The sequence below is a fragment of the Paucidesulfovibrio longus DSM 6739 genome (assembly GCF_000420485.1).
In the GTDB taxonomy this organism is placed as follows: Bacteria; Desulfobacterota; Desulfovibrionia; order Desulfovibrionales; family Desulfovibrionaceae; genus Paucidesulfovibrio; species Paucidesulfovibrio longus.
Genome location: NZ_ATVA01000011.1, coordinates 236,926 through 260,715, shown reverse-complemented (window position 1 = coordinate 260,715; position 23,790 = coordinate 236,926). Strand labels below are relative to the sequence as shown.

Below are 23,790 nucleotides of genomic sequence, written 5' to 3'. Positions count from 1 at the left end.
CCGGTCAGACGAGCAGGTGCACGACCTTGTCGATGGATTCGTCGTTGAGCAGCTCCCCGGCCTGGGCCAGGATTTCCTGCGGGTCGAGGCCGAACTGCCGGCAGGTCTTGATGATCTGCTCCTCGGCTTCCGGGTCGGAGTCCACCCCGTCGAAAATCCGGCGGGCAATGGCGTCGGCCATGCCGAGCATGGCGGCGTCGCCGCTGAAGACCCCGGCCAGACGCGGAGAATGGTGCCAGTTCACGGGCTCGTAAAGTTCAGGGGGAAAATCCCAGGACTTGAGCACCAGGGAACCGATCACGCCGTGGTCCAGCCCCCAGTATTCGTCCTCGGCCTTATGCGGAGGCAGCTTCTTGACCTTGGCGAGATCTTCCATGGCCTGCCAGTCTTCGGGACGATAGAGCGCGGTGATCAGCTTGCCGAGGTCGTGGAGCAGTCCGGCGGTGAAGAGGTTGGCCACGTCCGGACTCCCGGCCCGCCGGGCCAATTCCTTGGCCACGTTGGCCACGCAAAACTGGTGCTTCCAATAATCCAGCAGGTTGAAAGACTTGGGCAGGGAAAATTTGCGGCTCAGGGCGCGGATGCCGAAGGCGACCACGATGTTGCGGATTTCCGCCAGCCCCAGCACGGCCGCGGCGCGCTGCACCGTGCTCACGCGCGCCTGAAGCCCGTAGAACGCGGAATTGGCCACGGCCAGGATCTTGGCCGTCAGTCCCTGGTCCTTGGATATGGTCTCGGCCACCTGGTTCAGGGAGGCCAGCGAGTTTTCCCCGGTCTGGGCAAAGAGCTTGTGCATCAGGCCGGGCGAGAAGGGCAGGTCGTGCCGCACGTCCGGCAGCCCGATCAGAAACGTCTTGGCGTCGTCGCTGTGCATCAGAACTTCGCGCCTCCGTCCACGTCGATGGGCTTGCCGTCGCCCTTGCCCTTGCCGCTGCCGACGATGCCGTCCGGATTGGGATCGATCTTTTCCGTTCCGTCGGGAAGTACAGTGACGTAGCCGTTCTTCTTGAGATATTCCATGAACAGCTTGCCTTCTTCCATGCCGGGGTTGAGCTGGAGCGAGCGCTTCAGATATTCGACGCAGTGTTCGAGATCGCCGAGTTCGTAGTAGACCCTGGCGATGTTGTGGAAGAGATTCTCGTCGTGGCCTTCCAGCCGCTCGGCGCGGTGGTAGTATTCAAGGGCCTGCTCAAGCATCTTGTTCTTGCGCAGGTTGATGCCGAAGTCGTTGAACAGGTGCTTGTGTTCCTGGTCGAACGCCGCCTCCAGGTTCACGAGCCGTTCGAAAATGTCGTTGGCCTTGACCGCGTCGCCGCGATCCAGATAGGTCAGGCCCAGGCCGAAATTGGCGCGGACGTTTTCCTCGTCCACAGTGGTGGCTTCCTTGAACTCCAGCTCGGCCGAATAGACCCTTCCGGCCTCGCGGTGGTCCTCGCCGCGCTTGATGGTGTTCTCCAGTTCGCGCATTTTCGGATAGACCGTCTGGACGTAAAATTCCGGTTCCGGGTTGAACTTGCCCAGGAACTCCTCCTTGGCCACGGCGCGGCTGGGACCGGAAGGAACGTAGTTCTTGTTCAGGGGCTGGACCTGGATCAAGTCCTCCTTGCCCTCCTCGCAGAACCAGTAGGTCTTCTGGATGGCCTTGCGCTGCGTCGTGCCGGTGCCGACCTTTTCCACGGTCTGGGTGGAGAAGACGCCCTTGATCTTGTCGCGTCCGACGCCTTCCACCTTGCCGCGCTCAGGCTTGGCTTCGCCTTGGGAATGGGACTGCTGATCGCTCATGCTTCTCCTCTGTTTTCGCGCCCGGCCCGTTCCATCTCAAGGCCGATGGCCTCTGCGGCGCGTTCCGGGTGGGTCGATCCCGTTATGGGCCGCCCGATCACGAGGAAATCCGATCCGAACCGCACAGCCTCCGCGGGAGTGACCACGCGGCGCTGGTCCGCGCGCTCCGCGCCGTCCGGGCGAATGCCCGGCGTCAGGCAGAGCAGGTCTCCGGCGGTGGCCGCCTTGATCCCCGCGACTTCCAATCCGGAGCAGACCACACCATCCAAATAATACGCTTTCGCGCTTACCGCAAGGCGCAGAGCCAATTCCGGTCCCTGTATCCCGCCGGTATCCAGGGGCAGGTCCGCTTCGGTCATGCTCGTGAGCAGGGTCACGCCGAAGAGCAGCATCTCCGGGCGGGAATCCGAGCGGCCCGCGAGCGCGGCCTCGGCCATGCGCGCGCCGCCGAGCACGTGGATGTTGCACATGTCCGCGCCCGCGTTGCCCGCGCTGCGCACGGCCCCCCGCACGGTATTGGGAATGTCGAAGAATTTGAGATCGAGAAAGACCTTGAAGCCGAGTTTCTTGAGTTCCTCGACGATGGCCGGGCCGCTCGCGCCGAACAGCTCCATGCCCACCTTGACCCACGGCGCGACTCCGCGCAGGCCGCGCGCCATTTCCAGGGCGGGTTTCGGTTCCGGGTAGTCCAGGGCCACCACCAGTTCGCTCATCCTTCCTCCTCGAAGCTTTGCAGGATGCCCCGCAGCAGGCCCGGCAGAAACACGGGCTTGCTGCGTCCCGCGAGATACACGGCGCGCAGTTCCTCGTAGGCCCGGTCCAGATCGTCGTTCACGATCCAGTGATCGAACTCCGTGGCGGCGTGCATTTCCTTGGCGGCTCCGGCCAGCCGTCGCCGGATGGCCTCTTCCGCGTCCGTGCCGCGCCCGCGCAGGCGGCGCTCCAGCTCCGCCCGCGAAGGCGGCAGCAAAAAGACGTACAGTCCGTCCGAAAAGCTGCGCTTGAGCTGCATGGCCCCCTGAACGTCGATGTCGAAGAGCACGTCCCTGCCCTGGTCCAATTCCTTTCGCAAGGGGGCCAGCGGCGTTCCGTAGTAGTTGCCGTGCACTTCGGCCCACTCCGCGAACTCGCCCTTGTCGCGCATGGAAAGAAAATCGTCCTTGGAAAGAAAGTGGTAGTCCACTCCGTCGCGTTCCTGGCCGCGCGGCGCCCGCGTTGTGCAGGAAACGGAAAAGGCGAAGCGCGGGAATTCCTCCACGAGGCGGCGGACCAGCGTGCTCTTGCCCGTGCCCGAAGGCGCGCAGATGACCAGCACGAGCCCAAGGCGTTCCGGGTCTTCCGGCGCGGCTCCGGGGCCGCGCCCGCGGTCCGCTTCCAGGCTACTCATTGACCGTCTCCTCCGCGATGAAGCGCTGGCCGATGGTTTCCGCCTGGATGGCGGAAAGGATCACGTGATTGGAATCCGTGACGATGATGGAGCGCGTCTTGCGGCCCTGGGTGGAGTCGATGAGTCTGCCCTCCTGGCGCGCGTCCTCGCGCAGCCTGCGCATGGGCGAGGAGGCCGGGTTGACGATGGCGATGACCCTGCTCGTGACCACGAAGTTGCCGAAACCAATGTTCAGCAGCCGCTGCTTGGCTGAAATGTTCTGCATACCGACCCTACTCGATGTTTTGCACCTGCTCGCGGCATTTCTCCAGCTCGGCCTTGAAATCCACGGCAAGACGGCTGGCCTCGGTATCCTGGGCCTTGTTGCCGCAGGTGTTGATCTCCCGGAAGGTTTCCTGAAGAAGGAAATCGAGCCGCTTGCCCACATCCCCGTCGCGTCCGAGCACTTCCGCCATGCGCTTGAGGTGTTCGGCGAGCCGGGTCAACTCTTCGGAAACATCCAGTCGATCCGTGAGGATGGCCACTTCCTGGAGCATGCGCTCCTCGCTGAAGACCGCTTCCGACGCTTCCATCATCTCGCGGATGCGCCGCACCAGCCCCTCGCGCTTCTCCGCGAGCACCACGGGAACGCGCTCGGCGATTCGCTCCGACAGCCCTCCCAGCACCTCGATGCGCGCCAGCAGGTCCGCCACCAGGGCCTTGCCTTCGGCTTCCCGGCTGCGCTGCCAGTCCGCGACGCAGGCGGCGAGCCCCTTCTCCACCTCGGCGGCCAGCTTGGGATCCGGCTCCGAAGAATTGTCTCGCCAGAGCGCCGGGATGGACAAAAATCTATTGAAATCAGGCGTGAAGGTTTCTCCGTACCCTTCGGCCAGGGACTGGACCTGTTCGATCATGGCCCGGACCTGGGGAACGTTGAGCTGCACGCCGAGCAGATCGGGAGAAGCCACTTCCAGGTTCAGGCTGGCCTCGACCCGCCCCCGCGACCCCACCGACCGCAACAGCTTCTCCCACTCCTGCTCCTTGCAGCGCATGGAGGGAGGCAGCTTCCACTTCACGTCGAGAAAACGGCCGTTGACGCTGCGCAGTTCCCATACGAAACTGAAGCCGTCACCACCGCCTTCGCTTCGGCCATAACCAGTCATGCTCACGGGCATATGAACTCCTTGGCGCGGCTCGCGCCCTGGGTATCGATTATTCCACTGACAATTCAACTATCTAAAAATATATGACTTTCATTAAATTTCATTATTCCGCCCGCTCCAGCGGCTCCACCAGGACCACGCCGCGCCGCACCCCCACGGGACGCGCGGGAACCAAGGCCCGCGCCGCGATTTCGGGTCCGGGCCGGGTGAACCGGCAGGGAGCGTAATATTCGCAGACCCCGTTGCCCCGGACATCCTGCACGAGCACGTCCACCCGTTCCAGGCGGGAAACGCGCTCCAAAAAGGCGGTCTTCCGGGCTTCGGCCAGTTCGCGCAGAAGCGCGGCGCGCCGTTTCTTCTCCGCCGCCGGCACCTTGTCCCGCATGTTCGCGGCTGGGGTTCCGGGTCTGGAAGAGTACGGGAAAACGTGTGCGTAGGAAAGAGGCAGACGCCGACAAAAGTCCAGGGTGTTCTCGAACTGGGCCTCGGTTTCTCCCGGAAAGCCCGTCAGCAGGTCCGCACCGAGTCCGAATATCGGCCAGCGGGTCGAAAGCCGTTCCAGAAACTCCTCGGCCTGTTCGGCGCGGTAGTGTCCCCGGCCCATGCGCCGCAACACCTCCGGATCTCCGGCCTGAAGCGACAGATGCAGATGCGGGCTGGCCAGCTTCGACCCGCCGAGAACCTCCAACGCCTTGCCGCCGAGCTGGCCGGGCTCCACCGAGGAGAGCCGGAGCCGCGCCCGGCCCGCGAAACGGGAAAGCCGCTCTTCCAGCATCCGCAGCAGATCCCAGAAATCCGGATGATCGCCGGAGGGGCCGGGGGCGAGGTCGCGCCCGAATTGCCGCAGGTTGACGCCGCTGAGGATCAGCTCGTGGAATCCAGCCTCCAAAAGCTTCTCGGCCTCGTCCAATATCTCGGCCACTTCCCTGCTGCGCGAGGGGCCGCGCGTGAGCGGCACGATGCAATAGGTGCATCCGTGGGAGCAGCCGTCCTGCACCATGACCACAGCGCGAGCCCTGGGATAGTCGCTGATGGAGAAGGAGCCGGAGCGGGGGCGCAGCAGTTCGGATTTGCTTTCCTGGGGCACGACCCTGACCACGCCCGGCAACTCGGCCAGCTCCTCGCGCAAGACCTGGGCCGCGCAGCCAGTGACGATGATTCCCGCTTCCGGGTTTTCGCGGTGCAGCCGCCGCACGGTCTTGCGCAGGTCGGCCACGGCCTTGGACGTGACTGCGCAGGAGTTCACGAGGATCACATCCGCGTCCGAGGCATGTTCCGCGTGCCCGTATCCGCCGTCGCGCCAGGCCTCGACAATGGCCTGCGTCTCGTACTGGTTGATCTTGCAGCCGAGGGTGGCCGTGAATATGCGCCGTGCGGGTTTGTCCATCGGAAGCCCTTTACTTTTTTCCCTAACGTCCTATCTTTGGAGAATAACACAGGACCATCGGTCCCGTAACCCCGCATGCCCAGGAGGCACGCCATGAACAAGACATCAAAAATATCCGCCGCGTTATTGCTGACGATCATGACCCTGACCGCCTGCTCCACCCGGACCCAAGCCTCCATGGCCATGGCCGACGATCCGGCCCAGGCCGTGGCCCTCTACAGACAGTCGCTGTCTGAGCATCCCGATTCGGCACGGACGCGCATCATGCTCGGCAAGGCCTTGATCCACAACGGAGAATACGCCGAAGCGGAAACCCAGCTCACCGAAGCGCTCCAGAAGCTGCCCGACGACCCGGAGGCCGCCTTCTATCTGGACTTGACCGAGATTGGCAAGTCCGGCCCCGGAGGCGCGCTGGCAAGGCTCATGAACTACCGCCCCTACGACAATGAGAAGATAGGAGAAGCCGTGCGTCTGGAGGCGCAGCGCGCCTCGGTGAGAAATCTCGACGCCGCCGAGGTCATCCGGCGCATGGAAGCCGCCTACGAGCGCGGCCGCCTCGACCAGCGCAACGAAAAGTCGCTCTTGATCAAGGTCGACGAGAACTAAACCCATTCAATCCAGAACGCGGTCCAGAATCCCCCCGGCCAGAACGCGGCCCTGCTCGTCGTAGAGCGCGGCCACCTGGCCCGGGGCGGGCCGTTCGTGCGGACGCTCGAACCGCAGCCGCAACCGGCCCGCCACCAGACAGGCTTTCGCAGGCTCCGCCCTTTGCCGATAGCGGGTCTGGACCAGCAGCTTTTCCGGCCACTTCTCCGCCGGGACGAACAAATTCGCCTCTCCGGCCTCGCAGGCCATGCAGTTCCCCTGTTCCCGCGTCCCAAGGATCAGCGCGTTGCGCGCCGTGTCCTTGTCGAGGACGTAGAGCGGCTCGCTCCAGGCCACGCCCAGCCCGCGCCGCTGTCCCTGCGTATATCGCCAGAGGCCGCCGTGCCGCCCGACCTCCTGTTCCGCCTTGCCTTCGGCGTTGCGGACAAGCATGGCGCCGCCGCCCGGCAGGTCCGGAGCGTTCGCCTCAAGCCAGGCCCGGTAATCGTCGCCGGGGATGAAGCAGATCTCCTGGCTCTCGCCGGACAGGGGCGGAACAAGCCCGCGCCGCGCAAGCTCCGCGGGTACGTCCCGTTTGCGCAGCCCCCCCAGCGGGAAGATGACCTTGTCCAGCACGCGCGGAGGAAGCAGCGAAAGAAAGTAGCTCTGGTCCTTGGAAAGGTCCGTGCCCCGCAGGAGGAGCGGTCCCGCTCCATACTCCTCGGCCGCGTCCAGCCAGGCGTAGTGTCCCGTGGCCACGGCCTCGGCTCCGAACTCCCGAGCGAGCTCGAAAAGCGCCCCGAACTTGATGCGGGGATTGCACAACGCGCAGGGGTTGGGCGTGCGCCCGGCGCGGTATTCCGCAGCGAAGACGTCGGTGACGCACCGACGGAACTCCCGGCGCATGTCGAGCACGCGCAGCGGCACGCCCAGCCCGGCGCACTGGCGCTCAAGCCCTTGCACCGAAGGGGAATCCGCTCTGGAATCCGGCAGGAAAAGTCCATGCGCGGCCACGACATCGTGCCCCTGCTCCTTGAGCAGGGCCAGCGCCAGCAAACTGTCCATGCCGCCGCTGACCGCCGCAACCACGCGCCTCGCATCGCTCGAACGCATTCGTCTCCTTGAAATCTACAGGATATACAGCAGCCAGACCGCCATGCCCGAAAGCCCGACGTAGCTGAGCGCGTTGAAGCACATGCTGTTGCGCCAGGGATGGCGCAGGGCCAGCCCCCGCCTGCGCGCCAGGAGGCCGAGGAGCCAGCGCTCCGAGCCCACGCTGACCAGCCAGCTCAGGACCAGGCCCAGGGTCAGCCACATGTGCAGGCTGGTTTCGTGCATGTCCGGGCGATCCGAGAGCATTTCCGGGAAAAGGGGGAGCAGCGCCAGAAGCAGCAGCATGCCCAGCAGCGCCGACAGGGAATTGATCAGCACGGACCACCACAGCGCCCTGCCCGTGGAAATCCCCTTGATCCAGATCCGCAGGTAGATCCATTCCACCAGCACGGCGGCGAACTCGCCCCAGGAAAAGAGCGCCGCGTCCAGAAAGACCGCCGTGAGCAGCGGTCCGCCCGCATCGGCGCACGCCGGGGGAGCCGCTACCGCGGCCCAGGCCAGCAGCCCGCCGAGGCAAAATCCGCAATGGACCGACGCCCCAGCCTGCGCTCCGTCCGAAGCTCCGGTCTTGCCGCGTCCCATTCTCCCCTCCGGGCCTCCCGGTCCCAGGCGCCCTCCGCGATCAGAGCGAGGGCGCGGGCAGCGGAGGCAGAGCCTGTTCCAGGCAATGCGCCGCCGCAAGCATGCTCTCCTCGCTGAAGGACGGTCCCATGAGCTGCAAGCCCACGGGCATCCCGGATTCCGCGCCGAGGCCCACAGGCAGGCTCATGCCCGGCAGTCCCGCGAGGTTCGCGGAAATGGTGAAGATGTCCATGAGATACATCTGAAGCGGATCGGCCTTGTCGCCGACCTTGAAGGCCGTGGTCGGGCAGACCGGACCGGCGATGAGATCGCAGGATTCGAAGGCTTTCAGAAAATCCTCGCGAAGCAGGCGGCGCACCTGCGCGGCCTTGCGGTAGTAGGCGTCGTAGTAACCGGACGAAAGCACATAGGTGCCGATGATGATCCGGCGCTGCACCTCGTCCCCGAAGCCCTCGGTGCGGCTGCGCGTGTACATGTCGATCAGCTCGGACGCCTCGCGGTTGCGGTAGCCGTAGCGCACGCCGTCGAACCGGGCCAGGTTGGAGCTGGCTTCGGCCATGGCCACTATATAATAGGTGGCGATGGCGTATTGCGTCATGGAGAGCTTCACAGGGACGGTGGTCGCGCCCAGCGCGCGCATCTTCTCCACGGCGGCGCCGCAGGCGGCGGCCACTTCGGGCGCGAGGCCCTCGCCCCAGTATTCCTCAGGCAGGCCTATGCGCAGGCCGGAAAGGTCGCTGCGCTGTTCCAGCGCGGCCACGTAGTCCGGCACGGGCCGGTCCACCGACGTGGAGTCGCGCGGATCATGCCCGGCGATGACTCCGAGCACGCGGGCGGCGTCCTCCACGCAGCGGGTCATGGGACCAATCTGGTCCAGGGAGGATCCGTAGGCCACCATTCCGAACCGGGAAACCCTTCCGTAGGTGGGCTTCAGGCCGACCAGGCCGCAAAAGGACGCGGGCAGCCGGATGGATCCGCCTGTATCCGTGCCCAGAGCCGCCGGGCACTGCCGCGCGGCCACCGTGGCGCCGGAGCCGCCGGACGAACCGCCCGGAACCCGGTCGAGCGCCCAGGGGTTGCGGGTCGGGAAATAGGCGGAGTTCTCCGTGGACGAGCCCATGGCGAATTCGTCCATGTTGGTCTTGCCGACGAGCACGGCGCCGGCCTCGCGCAGCCGGGCCACGGCCGTGGCGTCGAAGACCGGGGTGAAATTCTCGAGAATCCTGGAACCGCAGGTGGTCCGCTGGCCGCGCGTGCAGAGCACGTCCTTGACGGCCAGGGGAATGCCCCAGAGCGGCTTCTGCGGATCCGGACCGGCCTTGTCCAGTTCGCGGGCCTCGGCCAAGGCGTCCTCGCCCCGCACCTGGAGCAGGGCGCGCACGCTGGGCTCGGTGGCCTCGATGCGGCCCAGGCAGTCGGAAACGGCCTGTTCGGCCGTGGCTTTCCCGGCGAGCAGCAGGGAGCGCAATTCGGTCAACGTCTTTTGATGAAGTTCGGACATGATTCTTCCGTTGGGCAAAGGTGGCGGGCCGGGCGTCAGACGATGCGCGGAACGATGAAATGGCTGCCGTCGGTTTCGGGCGCGTTGGAGAGGATTTCCTCGCGGCTGTATTCCTTGGCGGTTTCGTCGGGCCGCAGCACGGTGACGTGCTCCACGGGGCTGTAGAGGGGTTCCACCTCCGCAGTCTCCACCTCGCCGAGCTTGTCCATATAGTCAAGAATATCGCCAAGCTGGCCGGAAAACAGCTCCACCTTCTCCTCGGAGAGGTCGAGCCGGGCCAGGCGCGCCACGCGGGCCACCTCTTCGGGGCTGATCTTCATGCGTCGGGCTCCTTTCTCTTGTGCCTTGCTATCTTTTCTGGTTCTGACGCCAAAGCCTGCGGCGTTCCTCGCGCTTGGCCTTGGCCCGCGCGAACCGCTCGGCAATGGCGTCCGGGTCGGCGAGCACTGTGCCGCCGTTCGGGCCGGGCGTAAACAGATACATGTCCTGATAGGTCACGCCGTCCGCGTCCCAGGTCATGGGCGCAAGGCTGAATTCCATGTGCAGGTTTTGCAGCCGGGCGTTGACGTCCGCCGGGGTCCAGCCGGAAGGCAACGCTCCCAGCCCGGCCGTCATGCGCAGCCAGTCGTATCCGATGGCCACCCAGAGATCGGCCTGCCCCAGCCCCTCGGAGTCCAGCAGAGCCTGGAGTTTTTCCGCGCCCAGGCTTTGCTGGTTCCATGCGCCGGGACAAATCGCCAGCCGGAAATACGCTTCCTCCACGTCCGTGACGCGGTCCAGGGCGCTGCTCCAGAGGTTCGGTCCGAGAAAGACCATGTCCGTGGCGTCGTAGAAAAAGAAGTTGGGCACCAGCAGCTGCGCCTGGGACCAGCCGTCCGGCAGGAAGACCGCGCCGAAATTCGCCTCCGGCAGGGGGGCCTCCTTGTCGAAGCTGGACGGGACGTTCAGCAGGGCGGCGATCCGTCGCCCCCAGCTGGGAGAATCCTTGGGCGCATAGGACTGCTGCGATGTGACGTTGCCGCCCGCCAGCATGACCTGCCTGCGGAAGATGTCGGCCATCTCGGTGCCGAACGGCTCCGCGGGGTTGAGCACGCCGAAGTTGCGGATGCCCAGACGCTGGGAGGCGATGCGCACCAGGGCGCGCACTTCGTCGTCGCGCGAGGGGAAGAAGCGCCAGGCCTGCCGCCCTTCCTGGGCGTCCCCCAGGGAAGGCAGGAACCCGAACACGGCACGCCGGGCCAGCTCGCCGCTCTCCTCCAGGGACTTGAAGCTGGAAACCCGCAGCGGCCCGCCCACGACGGCATATTCCGGCGGCAGGTTGCGCAGCCGTTCCAGCCAGTCCGGCGCATCCGTGTTCACGACCTTGATGTCCAGCTCCACGCCTTGGTTGGCGAGCATCCATTGGGCCGCGCCCGCGCCGCGCACGATCTTGCGGCCCACGTCCTGGTAGCGCCCGGTGATGGGCAGGAGCAGGACCACTCCGGTGCGGGGCTGGCCGTTGGAGCGCTCCAGGGCCTGAAGGATGTCGCCGAGCATGACCTTGTCCGCAAGGTCGGCGTTGGAAAGGATGCCGCGCATGGTCTTCCAGGCCGCGTCCCAGCCCTTTTCGCCGCCGCGCGCTTCGCGCCGGGCCTGCTCGAAAAACACCAGGGCACCAGGGAAGGAAAGACGCTTCGCCGCGGGCACGGCCTTGGCAAGCGCGTCCACGCTCGAAAGATCCTGCATGCCCTTGAAGAACGTCGCTTCCATCTCGCCGCGCGCTGTGGTCGAAGGCGCCTTGGCGTAAAATTCCTCAAGCGTCTGCAGGGCCTTGGCATTCTGCCCTTCCGCTGCGTAGCCGAGGGCCAGGCGCACGCCCGCGCGGTGGCGCAAGGCCCAGGTCAGGGAGGCGTCGTTGAGCAGCTTGTCCTTGAGCGAGGCCAGCTCGCTTTCGCGGCCCAGGGCGCGGTAGGCGTCGAGCAGGAGGGCGTTGTATTGCCAGCCGTTCGCCGCGTCCGGCTGAATCGCGGCCCACTGTTCCAGGGCGAAGCGGGCCTGCATGGGGTGCTCGGCGCGCAGGGCGCTGTCCGCGAGGCGCTTGAGCGCTTCGGGCCGCTGTTCTTCAGCAAGGTCTTGGCGCTCCACCAATCGCTGGTAGTAGAACTCGCTCTGCGCCCAACGATTTTCGGCAAAGGCGGTGTCCGCCTCCTGCTTCAGTTGAGGCGTCGGCAGGGTCGCGGCGCTCTCCAGGGAGCGCCGGTTGATCTGCATTCCGCTCTGGCAGCCTGTAGCGCCGAAGAGCAGGATTCCCAGCAGGATCAGGGCCGCAATGCGGGGTATCTCGTGTTGCATTCGAATCATTGATCTCTTCCGGTTGGCGTGGTGCGTGAACCGTGCATGAGCCCTTGGAAACGGGCGGGGACAGGCTATACTGGTTGACGCCGCAAGGCAAGTGCCGGGCCGAGCAAGGCTTTTGCCTGGGGATCGGCTCCCTGCGCCAGCGCGCGGGGGAGCGAACCGGACGGCGCACGAGCAGGGCGAAGACATGAAAAAGGCCGCCGGGAAAACCGGCGGCCTTTTGAATTCATTACGTTTTCAGGGCTATTTGACTTCGGTGTAGTCCGCGTCGACCACATCGTCGTCATCCGAGCCCGCCGACGCTCCGGCGGAAGGACCGGCGGCTGCGCCCTCGGGGCCGGGCTGTCCGCCCTCGCCCGCGGCCTGGCTCTTCTGGGCGTAGAGCTTCTCGGCCAGCTTGTGCGAAGCCTGGGCCAGCTCGTCCGTGGCCTTCTTCAGGGTCTCGACGTCCTCGCTGTCCATGACGGCCTTGAGGGCCTCCAGCTTGGTCTCGATCTCGCCCTTGAGCACCGGGTCCACGTTCTCGCCGATGTCCCGCAGGGACTTCTCAGTGGTATAGGCCAGGCTGTCGGCCTGGTTGCGGGCCTCGATCAGGGCCTGCTTCTGCTTGTCGTCGGAGGCGTGCGCCTCGGCGTCCTTGACCATCCGGTTGATCTCGTCCTCGGAAAGGCCCGAGGAAGCGGTGATCTGGATGGACTGCTGGCGGCCGGTACCGAGATCCTTGGCCGAGACGTTGACGATGCCGTTGGCGTCGATGTCGAAGGTGACCTCGACCTGGGGCACGCCGCGCGGCGCGGCCGGAATGCCGGAAAGCTCGAAGTTGCCGAGGAGCATGTTGTCCGCGCTCATGGGCCGCTCGCCCTGGAACACGCGGATGGACACGCTGGGCTGGTTGTCCGTGGCCGTGGTGAAGACCTGGGACTTGCGGGTCGGGATCGTGGTGTTGCGCTCGATGAGCTTGGTCATCACGCCGCCCATGGTCTCGATGCCCAGGGAGAGCGGGGTCACGTCGAGCAGGAGCACGTCCTTGACGTCGCCCGCCAGGATGCCGCCCTGGATGGCCGCGCCCATGGCCACGACCTCGTCCGGGTTCACGGAGCGGTTCGGCTCGCGGCCGAAGAATTCCTTCACCTTGGCCTGCACCAGGGGCATGCGGGTCATGCCGCCCACGAGGATGACCTCGTCGATGTCCGCGGCGGTGAGGCCCGCGTCGGCCAGGGCCTTCTTGCAGGGGGCCTCGGTGCGGTCCACCAGGCTCTCGACCAGACGCTCCAGCTTGCCGCGGGAGAGCTTGATCATCAGGTGCTTGGGACCGGACTGGTCCGCCGTGATGAACGGCAGGTTGATCTCGGTCTCCATGGACGAGGACAGCTCCTTCTTGGCCTTTTCGCCCGCTTCCTTGAGCCGCTGGAGGGCCATGCGGTCCTTGGAAAGGTCGATGCCGTTCTCGCGCTTGAACTCTTCCACGAGATACTCGATGATCTTGTGGTCGAAGTCCTCGCCGCCGAGGAAGGTGTCGCCGTTGGTGGCGCGCACTTCCACGACGTTGTCGCCCACTTCCAGGATGGAAATGTCGAAGGTGCCGCCGCCGAGGTCGAAGACCGCGATCTTTTCGTTGGCCTTGCGGTCGAATCCGTAGGCCAGGGAAGCCGCCGTGGGCTCGTTGATGATCCGCTTGACCTCCAGGCCCGCGATCTTGCCCGCGTCCTTGGTGGCCTGGCGCTGGGAGTCGTTGAAGTAGGCGGGAACGGTGATGACCGCCTCGGTGACTTCCTCGCCGAGGTAGGTTTCCGCGTCCTTCTTCAGCTTCTGCAGGATCATGGCCGAAATTTCAGGCGGGGAATATTTCTTGCCCGCGACCTCGACCCAGGCGTCTCCGTTCTTGCCCTTGACGATGCGGTAGGGGCAATGCTCGAGCCACTTGGTCACTTCCGGGGCGTCGAATTCGCGTCCCATGAGCCGCTTGATGGCGAAAATGGTCTTTTCGGGATTGGTCACGGCCTGACGCTTGGCGATCTCACCCGCGAGCCTCTCCTTGTCGGTAAAGGCCACGATGGAAGGCGTGGTGCGTCCGCCTTCGGGGTTGGTGATGCACTTCGGATCCTTGCCCTCCATGACGTAGACACAGGAGTTGGTGGTTCCGAGGTCGATTCCTATGATTTTACCCATTATGCGTCCTCCTCATTCAAATCTGGAGATAAATTTGTCGGTTCACTGCAACGATACAAAGATAAGACGCTCCGCCACGTTGTAAAGGGGGGCGGATGCAGGTCGATTGCTCAGCCTTCCAGCTTGTTGACCATGACCTTGGCGGGCCGCAGCAGCCGCCCCTTGAGGGCGTAGCCGCGCTGGACCAGATGGACCACGGCTCCGTCGGGCAGTTCCGGATTCTGGAGCATGCCCACCGCCTCGTGCACGTTGGGGTCGAACTCTTCCCCTGCGGAAGCGCGGATCGAGGAGAGGCCTTGCCGCTCCAGCGTATCCAGGAAGATCTTTCGGGTCATTTCCACGCCGACCACGAAATCCGCGCAGGCGTCCAGCCCCTTGGCATGCTCCAGCGCGAGGTCGAGATTGTCGAGCACCGGAAGCAGGTCCGCGAGGATGTTCTCCCCGGCGTACTTCCTCAACTCCTCGGTTTCCCGCAGGAGACGCTTCTTGATGTTCTCGGTGTCGGCCAGGGCGCGCAGACGCAGATTCTCGGCCTCCTGCATGACGTTGCAGGCGGGGCAGACGCGTTCTCGGCAAAGCGCTTCCAGTTCCTCTTCCGAGAGATCGATCTCCTGGGTCACGCCGTCCGCCTGACCGGCCTCGGCTTTCGCGGATTCAGTGCTCTTCTCTTCGCTCATCTGTCTTTCCTTGCTCTTGGTAATTGGGGCCACGCCCCGTTGCCCAGAAGGGATAAGCACCAGGGAACCGATGTCAACGGTCCGGGCGGGAAAAACAGGACAAAACGGACACCCGCCGCGTTGCGTCCCGGATCGCTTCTTCACTGTTTCAACATATCCAAAGACTGGCATTCATGCCGCCCATCTGGTATGCCGTCTTCGTATGCGGACGAACAACCAACCGTAATCGTGCATGAAAAGGAGACGACAATGGAACAGGAAAACGTCAACGAGGAATCCGTACCGTCCTCGGCCTACGCCGACGAGTGGAAATGGCTGCTGGGCACCATCAAGCGCCCGGCTCCGGAGAGCGCTGATAACGCTCCCCGCAGGGTGTATTCCGTAGCCGTGGTGCTCAGCCTGCTTCTCGGCTGGACCGGACTGGACCGCTTCTACCTCGGCAAGATCGGCACCGGCATCCTCAAGATGATCACCCTGGGCGGACTGTTCATCTGGTGGCTCATCGACCTCTACCTGCTCGTGGGCGGAAAGCCCAAGGACGTCAACGGCGTCCCGCTGGAAGGCTCGGAGAACAAGGAAACCCTCACCTATCTCATCCTCACCGTCTTCGGAGCCGGGCTCGGCGTGCACTACCTCTACCTCGGCTTCCGCAGGCTCTGCTTCACGCGGCTCGGCGTAAGCCTGCTCTATTACGCGTCCTTTTTCTGGTACAATTCGAATCCGTTCCGCCACCCCACGGGTTCCGGGATCTTCTTCTGGCCCCTCCTGCTGATCGTCATTCTCTGGCAGCTGCTGGACCTCTACCTGGTCATCACGGGGCGCATCCGCACCGACGCCGAGGGCGAGGCCCTGGTCCGGCCGAAACGCCGCTACCAGAGCGTCTGCCTGCTGCTGGCCATCATGGGCGGATTCTTCGGCATGGACCGCTTCTATCTCGGCCACCGCGTGCTCGGCATCCTCAAGATCTTCACCCTGGGGGGACTGCTGATGTGGTATCTGCTGGACATCGTGCTGGCGATCCTGAACGTCCACAAGGACAGCGAGGGCCAGGCCCTGCTCCAGGAATAGCCCGAAAAACAGAATCGGCGCGGCGTTCCCGGGGACGCCGCGCCGATTCCGATACGGTTTCAACAGTTCCGGCTCTAGCGCCGGAACTCCCCGTCCTCGTAGATGACGACCTCGGAGCCGTCAGCGGTCTTCGCCGTGACGAGCTTGTCTTCCGTGTTCACCAGATCCCAGTGCACCCCGGAGGAGTTGAAGCCGAGCGCCAGCTCCATCTCCGGCGTGAGAATTTCCTGCGGACCCGAAAACGTGGCCGGGATGGAGGCTCCCAGGGCGATGTGGCAACTGCCGTGCTCGCCCGCGTGGTTCTCGTCCAGAATGGTGTGGGCCATGAATCGGTCCACGCGGGAAAAGCGACGGTCCGTAAGCGCGAACTCGCCCACCTTGCGCGCCCCGGCATCCGCATACAGCCGCTGCTGCAAGAACTGCGCGTTGGTCTGCGCCTCGGCCCGGACCGCGACACCGCCCTCGAAGTCGAGCCGCGCGCCGAGAACCACCCTGCCCAGCTCCACCGACGGCAGGTCGGACCAGAAACGGCCCCGCACGCTGCGGCAGTCGGGGGAGATGAACACCTCGCTGCCGGGCACGTTGGTGCCGAGCATGCCCCGAAAGCGGCGGTTGTCGCCGGGGGCGAAGGTCAGGTCCACGTTGGCGGCCTGCACGTGCACGCTCTCCATGTCCAGGGAGTCGAGCCAGGACGAAATTTCGGACAATTCCTCGCGGATGCGCCGCCACTCCTTGACCGGGCTGGGCATGTTCAGCCAGCAGGCCCGCAGCCAGCGCTCCTCGTACTCGTCCAGGGACAGCCCCGCGGCATTGGCCAGGGCGGGACTGGGCAGCACGCAGGAGGTCCAGCCGAGCCTGCCGGAACGCCGACGCCGCTCCATGACCTCGAACACGGCTCGCCGGGCGCGGCGGCCCTCCTGGATGGTTCGCGGGTCGATCCCCGCGAGGTGGGTCAGCTCCAGGGGCGAATAGACGGTGATGACCCCGGCGCAGCCCGCATACAACTCCACCTCGCCCGGTTCCTGAAAGACCAGCTGGCCGAAGCTGGAGTTCAGGTAATGCTCGCCCTCCATGAGCGGGGTGGGCAAAAGACGAAGAACCGGATTGAGATGTTCGTCCACGAGCCTGGTGTACAGCGCCTCGGCGAGCCGGATGGCCGGATAGTCGAAGCGCACCACCACGGCGTCGCCGTTGTGCAGCTTCTCGGCGCGCGAGGTGCGCATGGCCCAGGTCAGCACCTCGGCATAGTTTTCCAGATCCGTGCTCGTGATTCTGCTCATGTCGTCTCCAAGTCTTGGCCGGGGCATCGGGATGCGTCCCGGTTTCCATATGATCGGGCCTGGGAGGGGTATGTCAAGGCGCGCCCGGTCAGAACGCCGACGGGAACACGAAGGTCACCAGCGCGGCCCAGACCGCGTAGACCGGAAGGTAGAGGGCGGTGACGCGTTCCAGGGCCGCGACGTCCGCCTTGCCGCGCAGCAGCAGCGCATACAGCCGCAGCAGGGCCAGAAGGTTGCCGAGCACCGCGAGGTTGGAGCCGAGCACGGCCAGCCGGTTCGGGGTCAGCCCCATGCCCAGGATGCGGTCGCCGATGGCCGCCAGGCCCACGAAGTCGAGAAGGACGGTGAGAAGCAGCAGCGCGGCCAGCAGCCATTCCAGGAATCCGGCCCGCGTCCTTCCTCCGGCGTCCCGCCCGGAGAGCGCGAAGACGGACAGGCCCAGCACGGAGAGCAGCAGCAGGTTGTAGACCAGCAACGTCTCCCGGTCCTGGAACAACTCCGGAAGATGGACGGCCATGCGCACCAGATAGGCCATCAGCACCACCAGGAACAGGGGCGCGAAGATGCGCGCCAGGAGCGGCATGATCCGCGCGCCGCCGTCATGCCGCGTCACGGCCCAGGCCGCGGCAACCGGAATGGCCGCGGCGCCCAGGGGCATCATCCACTCCCAAATCCAGGAGACGGGCACGCCGAGCAGTTCGAACAGCCCCAGGGTCAGGCCGAGCAGCACGCCGCCTCCGAGCAGCAACAGCCCGGAAAAGACCACCACTTCGCCGAAGAAGCGCACGTATTCCCGGCGCTGCTCCGCGCTGGGCCAGCTCCCGCCCGCATACGCGGCGCAGGTCAGACACCAGAGCAGCAGCGGCGCATGCAGGCAGGCCAGCACCGTGGCGTCCGCGTGGGTGTCCGGAAGGGCATTGAGCCACAGGGCGGGAATCGCGAACAGGCCGATGGCGATCCAGGAGCCGGGCCGCTTCCAGCCCCGCAGATGAAGCAGATAGAGAAACATGGCTCCCAGCGGCCCAAGAAGGATGTTTCGCGGGTAGAACCAGTCCTCGCTGAAGAAGGCCCAGGAGGAGCCGGACGCCATTTCAGGGAGCTTGACGAACAGCCCGGCCAGCAGCCCCAGGCCGACGACCAGCCAGACTTCGCCCAGGCTCCCAGGCCGCGTCGCCTGCGCCCTTCCCTCGGCTTCCCGCCTCGGCGGCTTTCCCAGGAGGTACACCCCCTCCGCGTCCGGCGCGAGCCGCGCTCGCCAGGCCCGCAGCAGCGGGGAGTCGGGCCGCGCGGCCAGAGCCGAGGGCAGCGCCGAGGCAAAAGCCGCCGGATCGGCGCGGTAGAGCCTCTCCAAGGCTTCGGGCGCGTCCGGTTCGCCCAGGAGGGTCGTCAACGTTTCCGGCATGTTCCTCGTCCTTGCTCGGTTTCACCGATGATTTTCCAGCAGCCTAGCAGGATATCGACGAAGGTGCCAGATTCGCCGCAGCCAGCAAAACGGGCCGGAGGATCGCTCCCCCGGCCCGTGATTGCCGTCAGCATTCGCCTGCGGATCAGTTGAAGACCAGTTCGCCGTCCTGCTCGTCCACGGCCACGCTGTCCCCGTCGCCCAGCTTGCCGCCGATGAGCAGCTTGGCCAGGGGGGTCTCCACGTGGGCTTGGATGTACCGCTTCAGCGGGCGCGCGCCGTAGATCGGGTCGTAGGCCGCCTCGGCGATGAACTTGCGGGCCGCGTCCGTGAGGCTGAGCGTGATCTTGCGGTCGGCCAGCCGTTCCGAAAGCCCCTTGAGGAGCAGTTCCACGATGACGCCGAGCTGTTCGGTGCTCAGGGGCGAGAAAATCACGGTCTCGTCCACGCGGTTGAGGAATTCGGGCCGGAAGTGCTGGCGCAGCTCGCCCATGACCGCATCCTCCACTCCGGGCTTGAACCCGCCGCGCTCGTAGTCGATGCCTTCGAGCAGACGGGGCGCGCCGATGTTGGACGTCATGATCACGATGGTGTTCTTGAAGTCCACGGTGCGTCCGTGCGAATCCGTGAGCCGCCCGTCGTCGAGCACCTGGAGCAGCACGTTGAAGACGTCGTGATGCGCCTTTTCGATCTCGTCGAAGAGGATCACCGAGTATGGCTTGCGGCGCACGGCCTCGGTGAGCTGGCCGCCCTCGTCGTAGCCGACGTAGCCCGGAGGCGCGCCGATGAGCCGCGCCACCGTGTGCTTCTCCATGTACTCGGACATGTCGATGCGGATCATGTTGTCCTCGGTGTCGAACAGGGCCGCGGCCAGGGTCTTGCACAGCTCGGTCTTGCCCACGCCCGTGGGGCCGAGGAAGATGAACGAGCCGATGGGCCGGCGCGGATCCTTGAGTCCGGCGCGGGCGCGCAGCACGGCTTCGGTCACGGCGGTCACGGCCTTGTCCTGGCCGACGACGCGCTCGTGGAGCACGTCCCCCAGCTTCAGCAGCTTTTCCCGCTCGCCTTCCATGAGCCGGGAGAGGGGGATGCCGGTCCAGCGGGAGATGATCTCGGCCACGTCGTCCGGGCCGACCTCCTCCTTGACCAGTCGGGGCTTGCCCTCCTCGTCCATGGCCGCGTCCGCCCCGGCGAGCTGCTTCTCCAGGGAGTTCAGCTTGCCGTAGCGCAATTCGGCCGCACGGTTGTAGTCGAGCACGCGCTCGGCTTCCTCGATCTGAAGCCGGACCTGCTCGATTTCCTCCTTGATGCGGCGCAAGCCTTCGATGGAACCCTTTTCCCGCTCCCATTGGGACTGAAGCTCGTCCTGCTCCAGGCGCAGTCCGGAAAGCTCGTCCTCCAGCTTGACCAGCCTGTCGCGGGAGGGCTGGTCCATCTCCCTCTTCAGGGCCTCGCGCTCGATTTCCAGTTGCAGCACCTGCCGGTTGATGCGGTCCAGCTCTTCCGGCTGGGAGTCGATCTCCGTGCGGATCAGGGCCGCGGCCTCGTCGATGAGGTCGATGGCCTTGTCCGGAAGCTGGCGGTCCGAGATGTAGCGGTCCGAGAGCACAGCGGCCTCGACCACCGCACCGTCGGAGATGCGCACGCCGTGGTGCACTTCAAACCGCTCCCGAAGCCCGCGCAGGATGGAAATGGTGTCCTCGACGCTCGGCTCGTTGACCATCACGGTCTGGAAGCGGCGCTCCAGGGCCGGATCCTTTTCGATGTACTTGCGGTACTCGTCCGTGGTGGTCGCGCCGATGCAGTGCAGCTCGCCGCGCGCCAGCATGGGCTTGAGCAGGTTGCCCGCGTCCATGGCGCCTTCGGTCTTGCCCGCGCCCACGATGGTGTGGATCTCGTCGATGAACATGATCACGCGGCCCTCGGAGGTCTGGACCTCCTTGAGCACGGCCTTGAGCCGTTCCTCGAACTCGCCGCGATACTTGGCGCCCGCCACGAGCGTGCCCATGTCCAGGGCGAAGATGGTCTTGTCCTTGAGCCCTTCGGGCACGTCCTGCTTGACGATGCGCTGGGCCAGCCCCTCCACGATGGCGGTCTTGCCCACGCCCGCCTCGCCGATGAGCACGGGATTGTTCTTTGTCCGGCGCGAAAGAATGCGGATGGCCCGGCGGATTTCCGCGTCCCGGCCGATGACCGGGTCGAGCTTGCCCTTGCGGGCCTCGTCAACAAGGTCGCGTCCGTATTTGTTCAGGGCCTCGTAGGAGGCTTCCGGATTGTCCGAGGTCACGCGCTGGTTGCCGCGCAGCTTGGTCAGGGCGGCGAAGACCGCGTCGCGGTTCACGCCGAACTGCTTGTTCACGCGGCCCGCGCCCGTGGAGGCGGACTCGTCGAGCACGGCAAGAAAGACGTGCTCCACGCTGACGAACTCGTCCTGCATGCGCTGGCGAATCTCGTCCGCCCGCACCAGCACGGAATTCAGCCGATGCGTGACCACGACCTGGTCGGGCCGGGCTCCGGGGCCGGACACCCTGGGCATCTTTCCGATTTCCGCTTCCACGGCCTTGGCGTAGGCCGCGGCGTCCACGTCCACCTTCTTCAAAATTTTGGGCACGAGCCCGTCGTCCTGCATCACCAGGGCGTAGAGCAGGTGCTCCACGTCGATCTGCTGATGGCCCTGCTTCACGGCCAGGGACTGCGCCTGGGTGATGGCTTCCTGGGTTTTCTGGGTCAGCTTGTTGAGGTCCATTGCGCCTCCTTCCTCTCGGGCCGGATCTGCGCCCGAAATAATTTTCCACAATTAAAGATATTGAAAGGACAAGCTAAATATATTTTTGTTCCTATCACGGACAAAGGTAAGCATGCCTTTTATACTGGCAAGAGGAAAGCTGTGGAAAATGTTCGCAACCCGCTGAACGACTCGAAAATATGTGGATTTCGGGAATGCCGCGACTGACGGCCGCAACGGCGCAAGCGGCGCGCGAAAGCCGGAACCCGGCCCGGCGAAACGGGAAGTGCGGGAATCCGCGGCTGGAGGTTCGCACCGGCCGTCAGCCCAGGCGTCGGGCCTGTTCCAGTTCGCTTTCCAGCTGCTCGATGCGCTCCAGCAAATCCACGATGATGCTGCCGCCCATGAGGGAAACCTCCAGGTCGCGGCAGAGGCGCATCAGCTTCTGGATGCGGTACACGTCGCGCAGGCGGAAGAGATACTCCTCGGCGTTGGTCTTTACCGGGCTGATCCAGCCCAGCTCCAGAAGCTCCGAAACGTGGCTCGGTTCGATACGCGTGATTTCCACAAGCTGGGCCCAGGCGACCAGCTCGGAGCGTTCCGGCAGATTGGGCCGCTGGACCCGGCAGAGAATTTCCTGAAGGCGTTTGGTGGTCATGTTTCCCGCTTCCTTGCTTGGATATGAAGGGCGGCGCGCTTCCGCCTAGTAGGGCCGTGGCTCGAAATCGGAGATCGTGGCCAGCTTTTCCCAGAGTTCCCGTTCCTCGTCCGTGAGCTGCTTGGGCGTGGCGATGACGATGCGGACGATCTGGTCGCCCTTTTTCGCCCCGCAGCCCAGTCCGCGCCCGCGGACGCGCAGCTTCCTGCCGGAGGCCATGCCCGCGGGGATGTTCATTTCCACGGGGCCGTCCAGGGTGGGCACGCGGACCTTGGCGCCGAGCGCGGCCTCCCACGGAGCCAGGGGCAGGTCGAGAAGGATGTTGCTGTCCGAAAGACTGTAGAGATGGTGCGGCAGGATGCGGATCTTCAGGTAGAGGTCGCCCGCGGGACCGCCCCCCATGCCGGGGTTGCCCTGGCCGGAGAGCCGGATGCGCTGGCCGTCCTTGACGCCCGACGGGAGCTTGACGTCCAGGGTCTTGCTCTGTCCGGCGGCCACGCCCGGACCGCCCTGCTCCTGGAGGGTGATGGTCTTCTGCCCGCCTCGGTAGGCCTCTTCCAGCGTGATTTCATAGACGGCCTCGGAGTCCGCGCCGCGCCGGGGCCGACGCTGGTAGCCCTGTCGCCCGCCAAAGCCCTCCTGCCGGTAGCCGCCGCCCGGAAAGCCGCCGCCGAAGCCGCCGCCACCCTGGAAGCCGCCGCCGAAAATCGTCTCGAAGAAATCGCTGAAACCGCCGCCGCCCGCGCCGAAGTCGAACTGCACGTTCTCGAAGCCCGGAGGACGCTGGAAGCCTCCCTGCTGATACTGGTCCCAATTGGGGCCGAGCTGGTCGTAGAGCTTGCGCTTTTCCGGATCCTTGAGCACCTCGTAGGCCTCGTTGATCTCCTTGAACCGGGCTTCCGCGCTCTTGTCGTTGGGGTTCAGGTCGGGGTGACATTTCCTGGCGAGCTTTTTGAACGCCTTGGAAATCTCATCCTTGTCGGCGGTCTTGGAAACTCCGAGCGTCTGGTAGTAGTCCTTGTATTCAACGGCCATCGGCTATCGACTCCTCATTTTCTCGCGCCGGAACCGTCCGGCAATACTTTACAATAAGCCGATTTGTCCGACAGTCAAGATCCCGACGCGGAGAGCGGCGACTCCCCCTCAGCGGGGTGCGGACAGCAATCTTTCATACGTGCCGTCCTGCTTGAGGGCGCTCAAGGCCGCGTCGAACGCGCGCACGTCTTTCCGGGTCGTGCTCGCGCGGGAAAAGCAGAGATACGTGGGCGAGCGGCTCCAGATCATGACCTGCCCTTGGGCGTCGCGCAGCGGCTCAATGCGGTCCGTCAGCCCTTGCACGCGCAGGAGATGCAGCGCGGGCAGACGGTCGGCGAGAAAAAAATCCACCCGTCCGTTCAACAGCATCCAGGCGCCGCGTTCCCAGTCGGAAATGCGCTCCACATGCCGAAAAAGCCCCTCGGCAAGAGCGCCGTCCAACCGGCCTCCGTAACGATAGCCTATCCCGGCGGCTACGGTGAAGCGCCGTGCATTGGAATAGTCCGGAGCAAGCTGCGCCGGGCTCCCGGCCCGACGCCAGAACACGGTCTGCTCCTCGAAAAGCTGTTCCATGGGGAAGTAGAGGTATTTTGCGCGTTCCCGACTGTACCCGGCGTAAAAAACCGCGTCGGCCTCGCCGTTGCGGGTCGTTTCCAGGCAGCGCTTCCAGGGCAGGATCTCGAATTCCGCGCCATATCCGGCGCGGCGCAGGGCTTCTCGAACGATGTCCACGAGCAGGCCTTCGGCTTTTCCGTCCGGCCCCTGCATGCACAAGGGCGGGGCCTCCAGGGCCACAACGCGCAGGGTGCGCCCGGTCCCTGCGGACGCCGCCGCCGCTCCGGCTGCGAAGACGAGAGAAAGCCCAAGGGCCAGCAGCAGCGCACAAGCACGATAGAAAGGCGAAGTCTTGAGCATCACGCTTTGTACCAAACCAGCATCCCCTTGAAAACCGTCGTCCCG

At 65.2% G+C, this 23,790-nt stretch carries 22 protein-coding genes; 2 read left to right on the top strand and 20 right to left on the bottom strand.

Annotated elements, in window-relative coordinates; genetic code table 11:
• Positions 1-4 precede the first annotated feature (4 nt).
• The 7 genes from G452_RS0102925 to G452_RS0102895 all read right to left on the bottom strand — a co-directional run bounded on the left by G452_RS0102925 (position 5) and on the right by G452_RS0102895 (position 5,698).
• The gene (locus G452_RS0102925) at positions 5-874 is read right to left on the bottom strand and encodes an HDOD domain-containing protein (RefSeq protein ID WP_022660765.1); all 870 of its coding nucleotides are present in this window, start codon (positions 872-874) and stop codon (positions 5-7) included.
• Positions 874-1,782, bottom strand: a complete 909-nt coding sequence (locus G452_RS17805; protein ID WP_022660764.1) for a tetratricopeptide repeat protein — start codon at positions 1,780-1,782, stop codon at positions 874-876. The genes G452_RS0102925 and G452_RS17805 overlap by 1 nt, the downstream gene beginning before the upstream one ends.
• A complete protein-coding gene (pyrF, locus tag G452_RS0102915; RefSeq protein ID WP_022660763.1) occupies positions 1,779-2,495 on the bottom strand; it encodes an orotidine-5'-phosphate decarboxylase in 717 nt (238 codons plus the stop codon). The genes G452_RS17805 and pyrF overlap by 4 nt, the downstream gene beginning before the upstream one ends.
• On the bottom strand, positions 2,492-3,169 hold the full coding sequence (gene gmk, locus G452_RS0102910) for a guanylate kinase (protein WP_022660762.1): 678 nt from the start codon (positions 3,167-3,169) through the stop codon (positions 2,492-2,494). The genes pyrF and gmk overlap by 4 nt, the downstream gene beginning before the upstream one ends.
• Positions 3,162-3,434 carry a DUF370 domain-containing protein gene (locus tag G452_RS0102905; RefSeq protein WP_022660761.1) on the bottom strand — a complete coding sequence of 91 codons (273 nt, stop codon included), beginning with the start codon at positions 3,432-3,434 and terminating at the stop codon, positions 3,162-3,164. The genes gmk and G452_RS0102905 overlap by 8 nt, the downstream gene beginning before the upstream one ends.
• 7 nt (positions 3,435-3,441) lie before the next feature.
• The gene (locus G452_RS0102900) at positions 3,442-4,323 is read right to left on the bottom strand and encodes a YicC/YloC family endoribonuclease (RefSeq protein ID WP_022660760.1); all 882 of its coding nucleotides are present in this window, start codon (positions 4,321-4,323) and stop codon (positions 3,442-3,444) included.
• A gap of 91 nt (positions 4,324-4,414) precedes the next feature.
• Complete coding sequence (locus tag G452_RS0102895; protein WP_022660759.1) at positions 4,415-5,698, bottom strand: MiaB/RimO family radical SAM methylthiotransferase; 1,284 nt, start codon at positions 5,696-5,698, stop codon at positions 4,415-4,417.
• A 93-nt stretch (positions 5,699-5,791) separates the two neighbouring features.
• Between G452_RS0102895 and G452_RS0102890 the strand changes: the two genes are divergently transcribed.
• Entirely contained in the window at positions 5,792-6,304 is a 513-nt protein-coding gene (locus G452_RS0102890; RefSeq protein ID WP_022660758.1) for a tetratricopeptide repeat protein, read from the top strand.
• A 6-nt stretch (positions 6,305-6,310) separates the two neighbouring features.
• Here the strand turns inward: G452_RS0102890 and mnmA are convergent, their stop codons facing one another.
• The 7 genes from mnmA to G452_RS0102855 form a co-directional block, all read right to left on the bottom strand.
• Entirely contained in the window at positions 6,311-7,396 is a 1,086-nt protein-coding gene (mnmA, locus tag G452_RS0102885; protein WP_022660757.1) for a tRNA 2-thiouridine(34) synthase MnmA, read from the bottom strand.
• Between the two features lie 15 nt (positions 7,397-7,411).
• A complete protein-coding gene (locus tag G452_RS0102880) occupies positions 7,412-7,978 on the bottom strand; it encodes a hypothetical protein (protein WP_022660756.1) in 567 nt (188 codons plus the stop codon).
• Positions 7,979-8,018: 40 nt separating this feature from the next.
• The gene (gatA, locus tag G452_RS0102875) at positions 8,019-9,479 is read right to left on the bottom strand and encodes an Asp-tRNA(Asn)/Glu-tRNA(Gln) amidotransferase subunit GatA (RefSeq protein ID WP_022660755.1); all 1,461 of its coding nucleotides are present in this window, start codon (positions 9,477-9,479) and stop codon (positions 8,019-8,021) included.
• 35 nt (positions 9,480-9,514) lie between these two features.
• A complete protein-coding gene (gatC, locus tag G452_RS0102870; protein WP_022660754.1) occupies positions 9,515-9,799 on the bottom strand; it encodes an Asp-tRNA(Asn)/Glu-tRNA(Gln) amidotransferase subunit GatC in 285 nt (94 codons plus the stop codon).
• A gap of 28 nt (positions 9,800-9,827) precedes the next feature.
• On the bottom strand, positions 9,828-11,819 hold the full coding sequence (locus G452_RS0102865; RefSeq protein ID WP_022660753.1) for a type 1 periplasmic-binding domain-containing protein: 1,992 nt from the start codon (positions 11,817-11,819) through the stop codon (positions 9,828-9,830).
• 240 nt (positions 11,820-12,059) lie between these two features.
• On the bottom strand, positions 12,060-13,985 hold the full coding sequence (gene dnaK, locus G452_RS0102860; RefSeq protein ID WP_022660752.1) for a molecular chaperone DnaK: 1,926 nt from the start codon (positions 13,983-13,985) through the stop codon (positions 12,060-12,062).
• A 110-nt stretch (positions 13,986-14,095) separates the two neighbouring features.
• Positions 14,096-14,662 carry a nucleotide exchange factor GrpE gene (locus tag G452_RS0102855; RefSeq protein WP_022660751.1) on the bottom strand — a complete coding sequence of 189 codons (567 nt, stop codon included), beginning with the start codon at positions 14,660-14,662 and terminating at the stop codon, positions 14,096-14,098.
• 249 nt (positions 14,663-14,911) lie between these two features.
• Between G452_RS0102855 and G452_RS20360 the strand changes: the two genes are divergently transcribed.
• Positions 14,912-15,730, top strand: coding sequence for a TM2 domain-containing protein (locus G452_RS20360; RefSeq protein ID WP_051141969.1), 819 nt, complete (start codon positions 14,912-14,914; stop codon positions 15,728-15,730).
• A 74-nt stretch (positions 15,731-15,804) separates the two neighbouring features.
• Here G452_RS20360 and G452_RS0102845 read toward each other — a convergent pair whose 3' ends face one another.
• The 6 genes from G452_RS0102845 to G452_RS0102820 form a co-directional block, all read right to left on the bottom strand.
• Entirely contained in the window at positions 15,805-17,010 is a 1,206-nt protein-coding gene (locus G452_RS0102845) for an aminopeptidase (RefSeq protein WP_022660750.1), read from the bottom strand.
• Between the two features lie 88 nt (positions 17,011-17,098).
• Complete coding sequence (locus G452_RS17795; RefSeq protein ID WP_022660749.1) at positions 17,099-18,412, bottom strand: hypothetical protein; 1,314 nt, start codon at positions 18,410-18,412, stop codon at positions 17,099-17,101.
• 145 nt (positions 18,413-18,557) lie between these two features.
• A complete protein-coding gene (gene clpB, locus G452_RS0102835) occupies positions 18,558-21,158 on the bottom strand; it encodes an ATP-dependent chaperone ClpB (RefSeq protein ID WP_022660748.1) in 2,601 nt (866 codons plus the stop codon).
• 301 nt (positions 21,159-21,459) lie between these two features.
• Positions 21,460-21,795, bottom strand: coding sequence for a chaperone modulator CbpM (locus tag G452_RS0102830; RefSeq protein WP_022660747.1), 336 nt, complete (start codon positions 21,793-21,795; stop codon positions 21,460-21,462).
• Between the two features lie 45 nt (positions 21,796-21,840).
• Entirely contained in the window at positions 21,841-22,830 is a 990-nt protein-coding gene (locus G452_RS0102825; protein WP_022660746.1) for a DnaJ C-terminal domain-containing protein, read from the bottom strand.
• Between the two features lie 108 nt (positions 22,831-22,938).
• A complete protein-coding gene (locus G452_RS0102820; RefSeq protein WP_162141266.1) occupies positions 22,939-23,760 on the bottom strand; it encodes a substrate-binding periplasmic protein in 822 nt (273 codons plus the stop codon).
• Positions 23,761-23,790 lie beyond the last annotated feature (30 nt).

Excerpts from the sequence above, each read along its gene's own strand:
- G452_RS0102925 (WP_022660765.1), bottom strand. The coding sequence starts at position 874 with ATGCACAGCGACGACGCCAAGACGTTTCTGATCGGGCTGCCGGACGTG.
- G452_RS17805 (WP_022660764.1), bottom strand. The coding sequence starts at position 1,782 with ATGAGCGATCAGCAGTCCCATTCCCAAGGCGAAGCCAAGCCTGAGCGC.
- pyrF (WP_022660763.1), bottom strand. The coding sequence starts at position 2,495 with ATGAGCGAACTGGTGGTGGCCCTGGACTACCCGGAACCGAAACCCGCC.
- gmk (WP_022660762.1), bottom strand. The coding sequence starts at position 3,169 with ATGAGTAGCCTGGAAGCGGACCGCGGGCGCGGCCCCGGAGCCGCGCCG.
- G452_RS0102905 (WP_022660761.1), bottom strand. The coding sequence starts at position 3,434 with ATGCAGAACATTTCAGCCAAGCAGCGGCTGCTGAACATTGGTTTCGGC.
- G452_RS0102900 (WP_022660760.1), bottom strand. The coding sequence starts at position 4,323 with ATGCCCGTGAGCATGACTGGTTATGGCCGAAGCGAAGGCGGTGGTGAC.
- G452_RS0102895 (WP_022660759.1), bottom strand. The coding sequence starts at position 5,698 with ATGGACAAACCCGCACGGCGCATATTCACGGCCACCCTCGGCTGCAAG.
- G452_RS0102890 (WP_022660758.1), top strand. The coding sequence starts at position 5,792 with ATGAACAAGACATCAAAAATATCCGCCGCGTTATTGCTGACGATCATG.
- mnmA (WP_022660757.1), bottom strand. The coding sequence starts at position 7,396 with ATGCGTTCGAGCGATGCGAGGCGCGTGGTTGCGGCGGTCAGCGGCGGC.
- G452_RS0102880 (WP_022660756.1), bottom strand. The coding sequence starts at position 7,978 with ATGGGACGCGGCAAGACCGGAGCTTCGGACGGAGCGCAGGCTGGGGCG.
- gatA (WP_022660755.1), bottom strand. The coding sequence starts at position 9,479 with ATGTCCGAACTTCATCAAAAGACGTTGACCGAATTGCGCTCCCTGCTG.
- gatC (WP_022660754.1), bottom strand. The coding sequence starts at position 9,799 with ATGAAGATCAGCCCCGAAGAGGTGGCCCGCGTGGCGCGCCTGGCCCGG.
- G452_RS0102865 (WP_022660753.1), bottom strand. The coding sequence starts at position 11,819 with ATGATTCGAATGCAACACGAGATACCCCGCATTGCGGCCCTGATCCTG.
- dnaK (WP_022660752.1), bottom strand. The coding sequence starts at position 13,985 with ATGGGTAAAATCATAGGAATCGACCTCGGAACCACCAACTCCTGTGTC.
- G452_RS0102855 (WP_022660751.1), bottom strand. The coding sequence starts at position 14,662 with ATGAGCGAAGAGAAGAGCACTGAATCCGCGAAAGCCGAGGCCGGTCAG.
- G452_RS20360 (WP_051141969.1), top strand. The coding sequence starts at position 14,912 with ATGGAACAGGAAAACGTCAACGAGGAATCCGTACCGTCCTCGGCCTAC.
- G452_RS0102845 (WP_022660750.1), bottom strand. The coding sequence starts at position 17,010 with ATGAGCAGAATCACGAGCACGGATCTGGAAAACTATGCCGAGGTGCTG.
- G452_RS17795 (WP_022660749.1), bottom strand. The coding sequence starts at position 18,412 with ATGCCGGAAACGTTGACGACCCTCCTGGGCGAACCGGACGCGCCCGAA.
- clpB (WP_022660748.1), bottom strand. The coding sequence starts at position 21,158 with ATGGACCTCAACAAGCTGACCCAGAAAACCCAGGAAGCCATCACCCAG.
- G452_RS0102830 (WP_022660747.1), bottom strand. The coding sequence starts at position 21,795 with ATGACCACCAAACGCCTTCAGGAAATTCTCTGCCGGGTCCAGCGGCCC.
- G452_RS0102825 (WP_022660746.1), bottom strand. The coding sequence starts at position 22,830 with ATGGCCGTTGAATACAAGGACTACTACCAGACGCTCGGAGTTTCCAAG.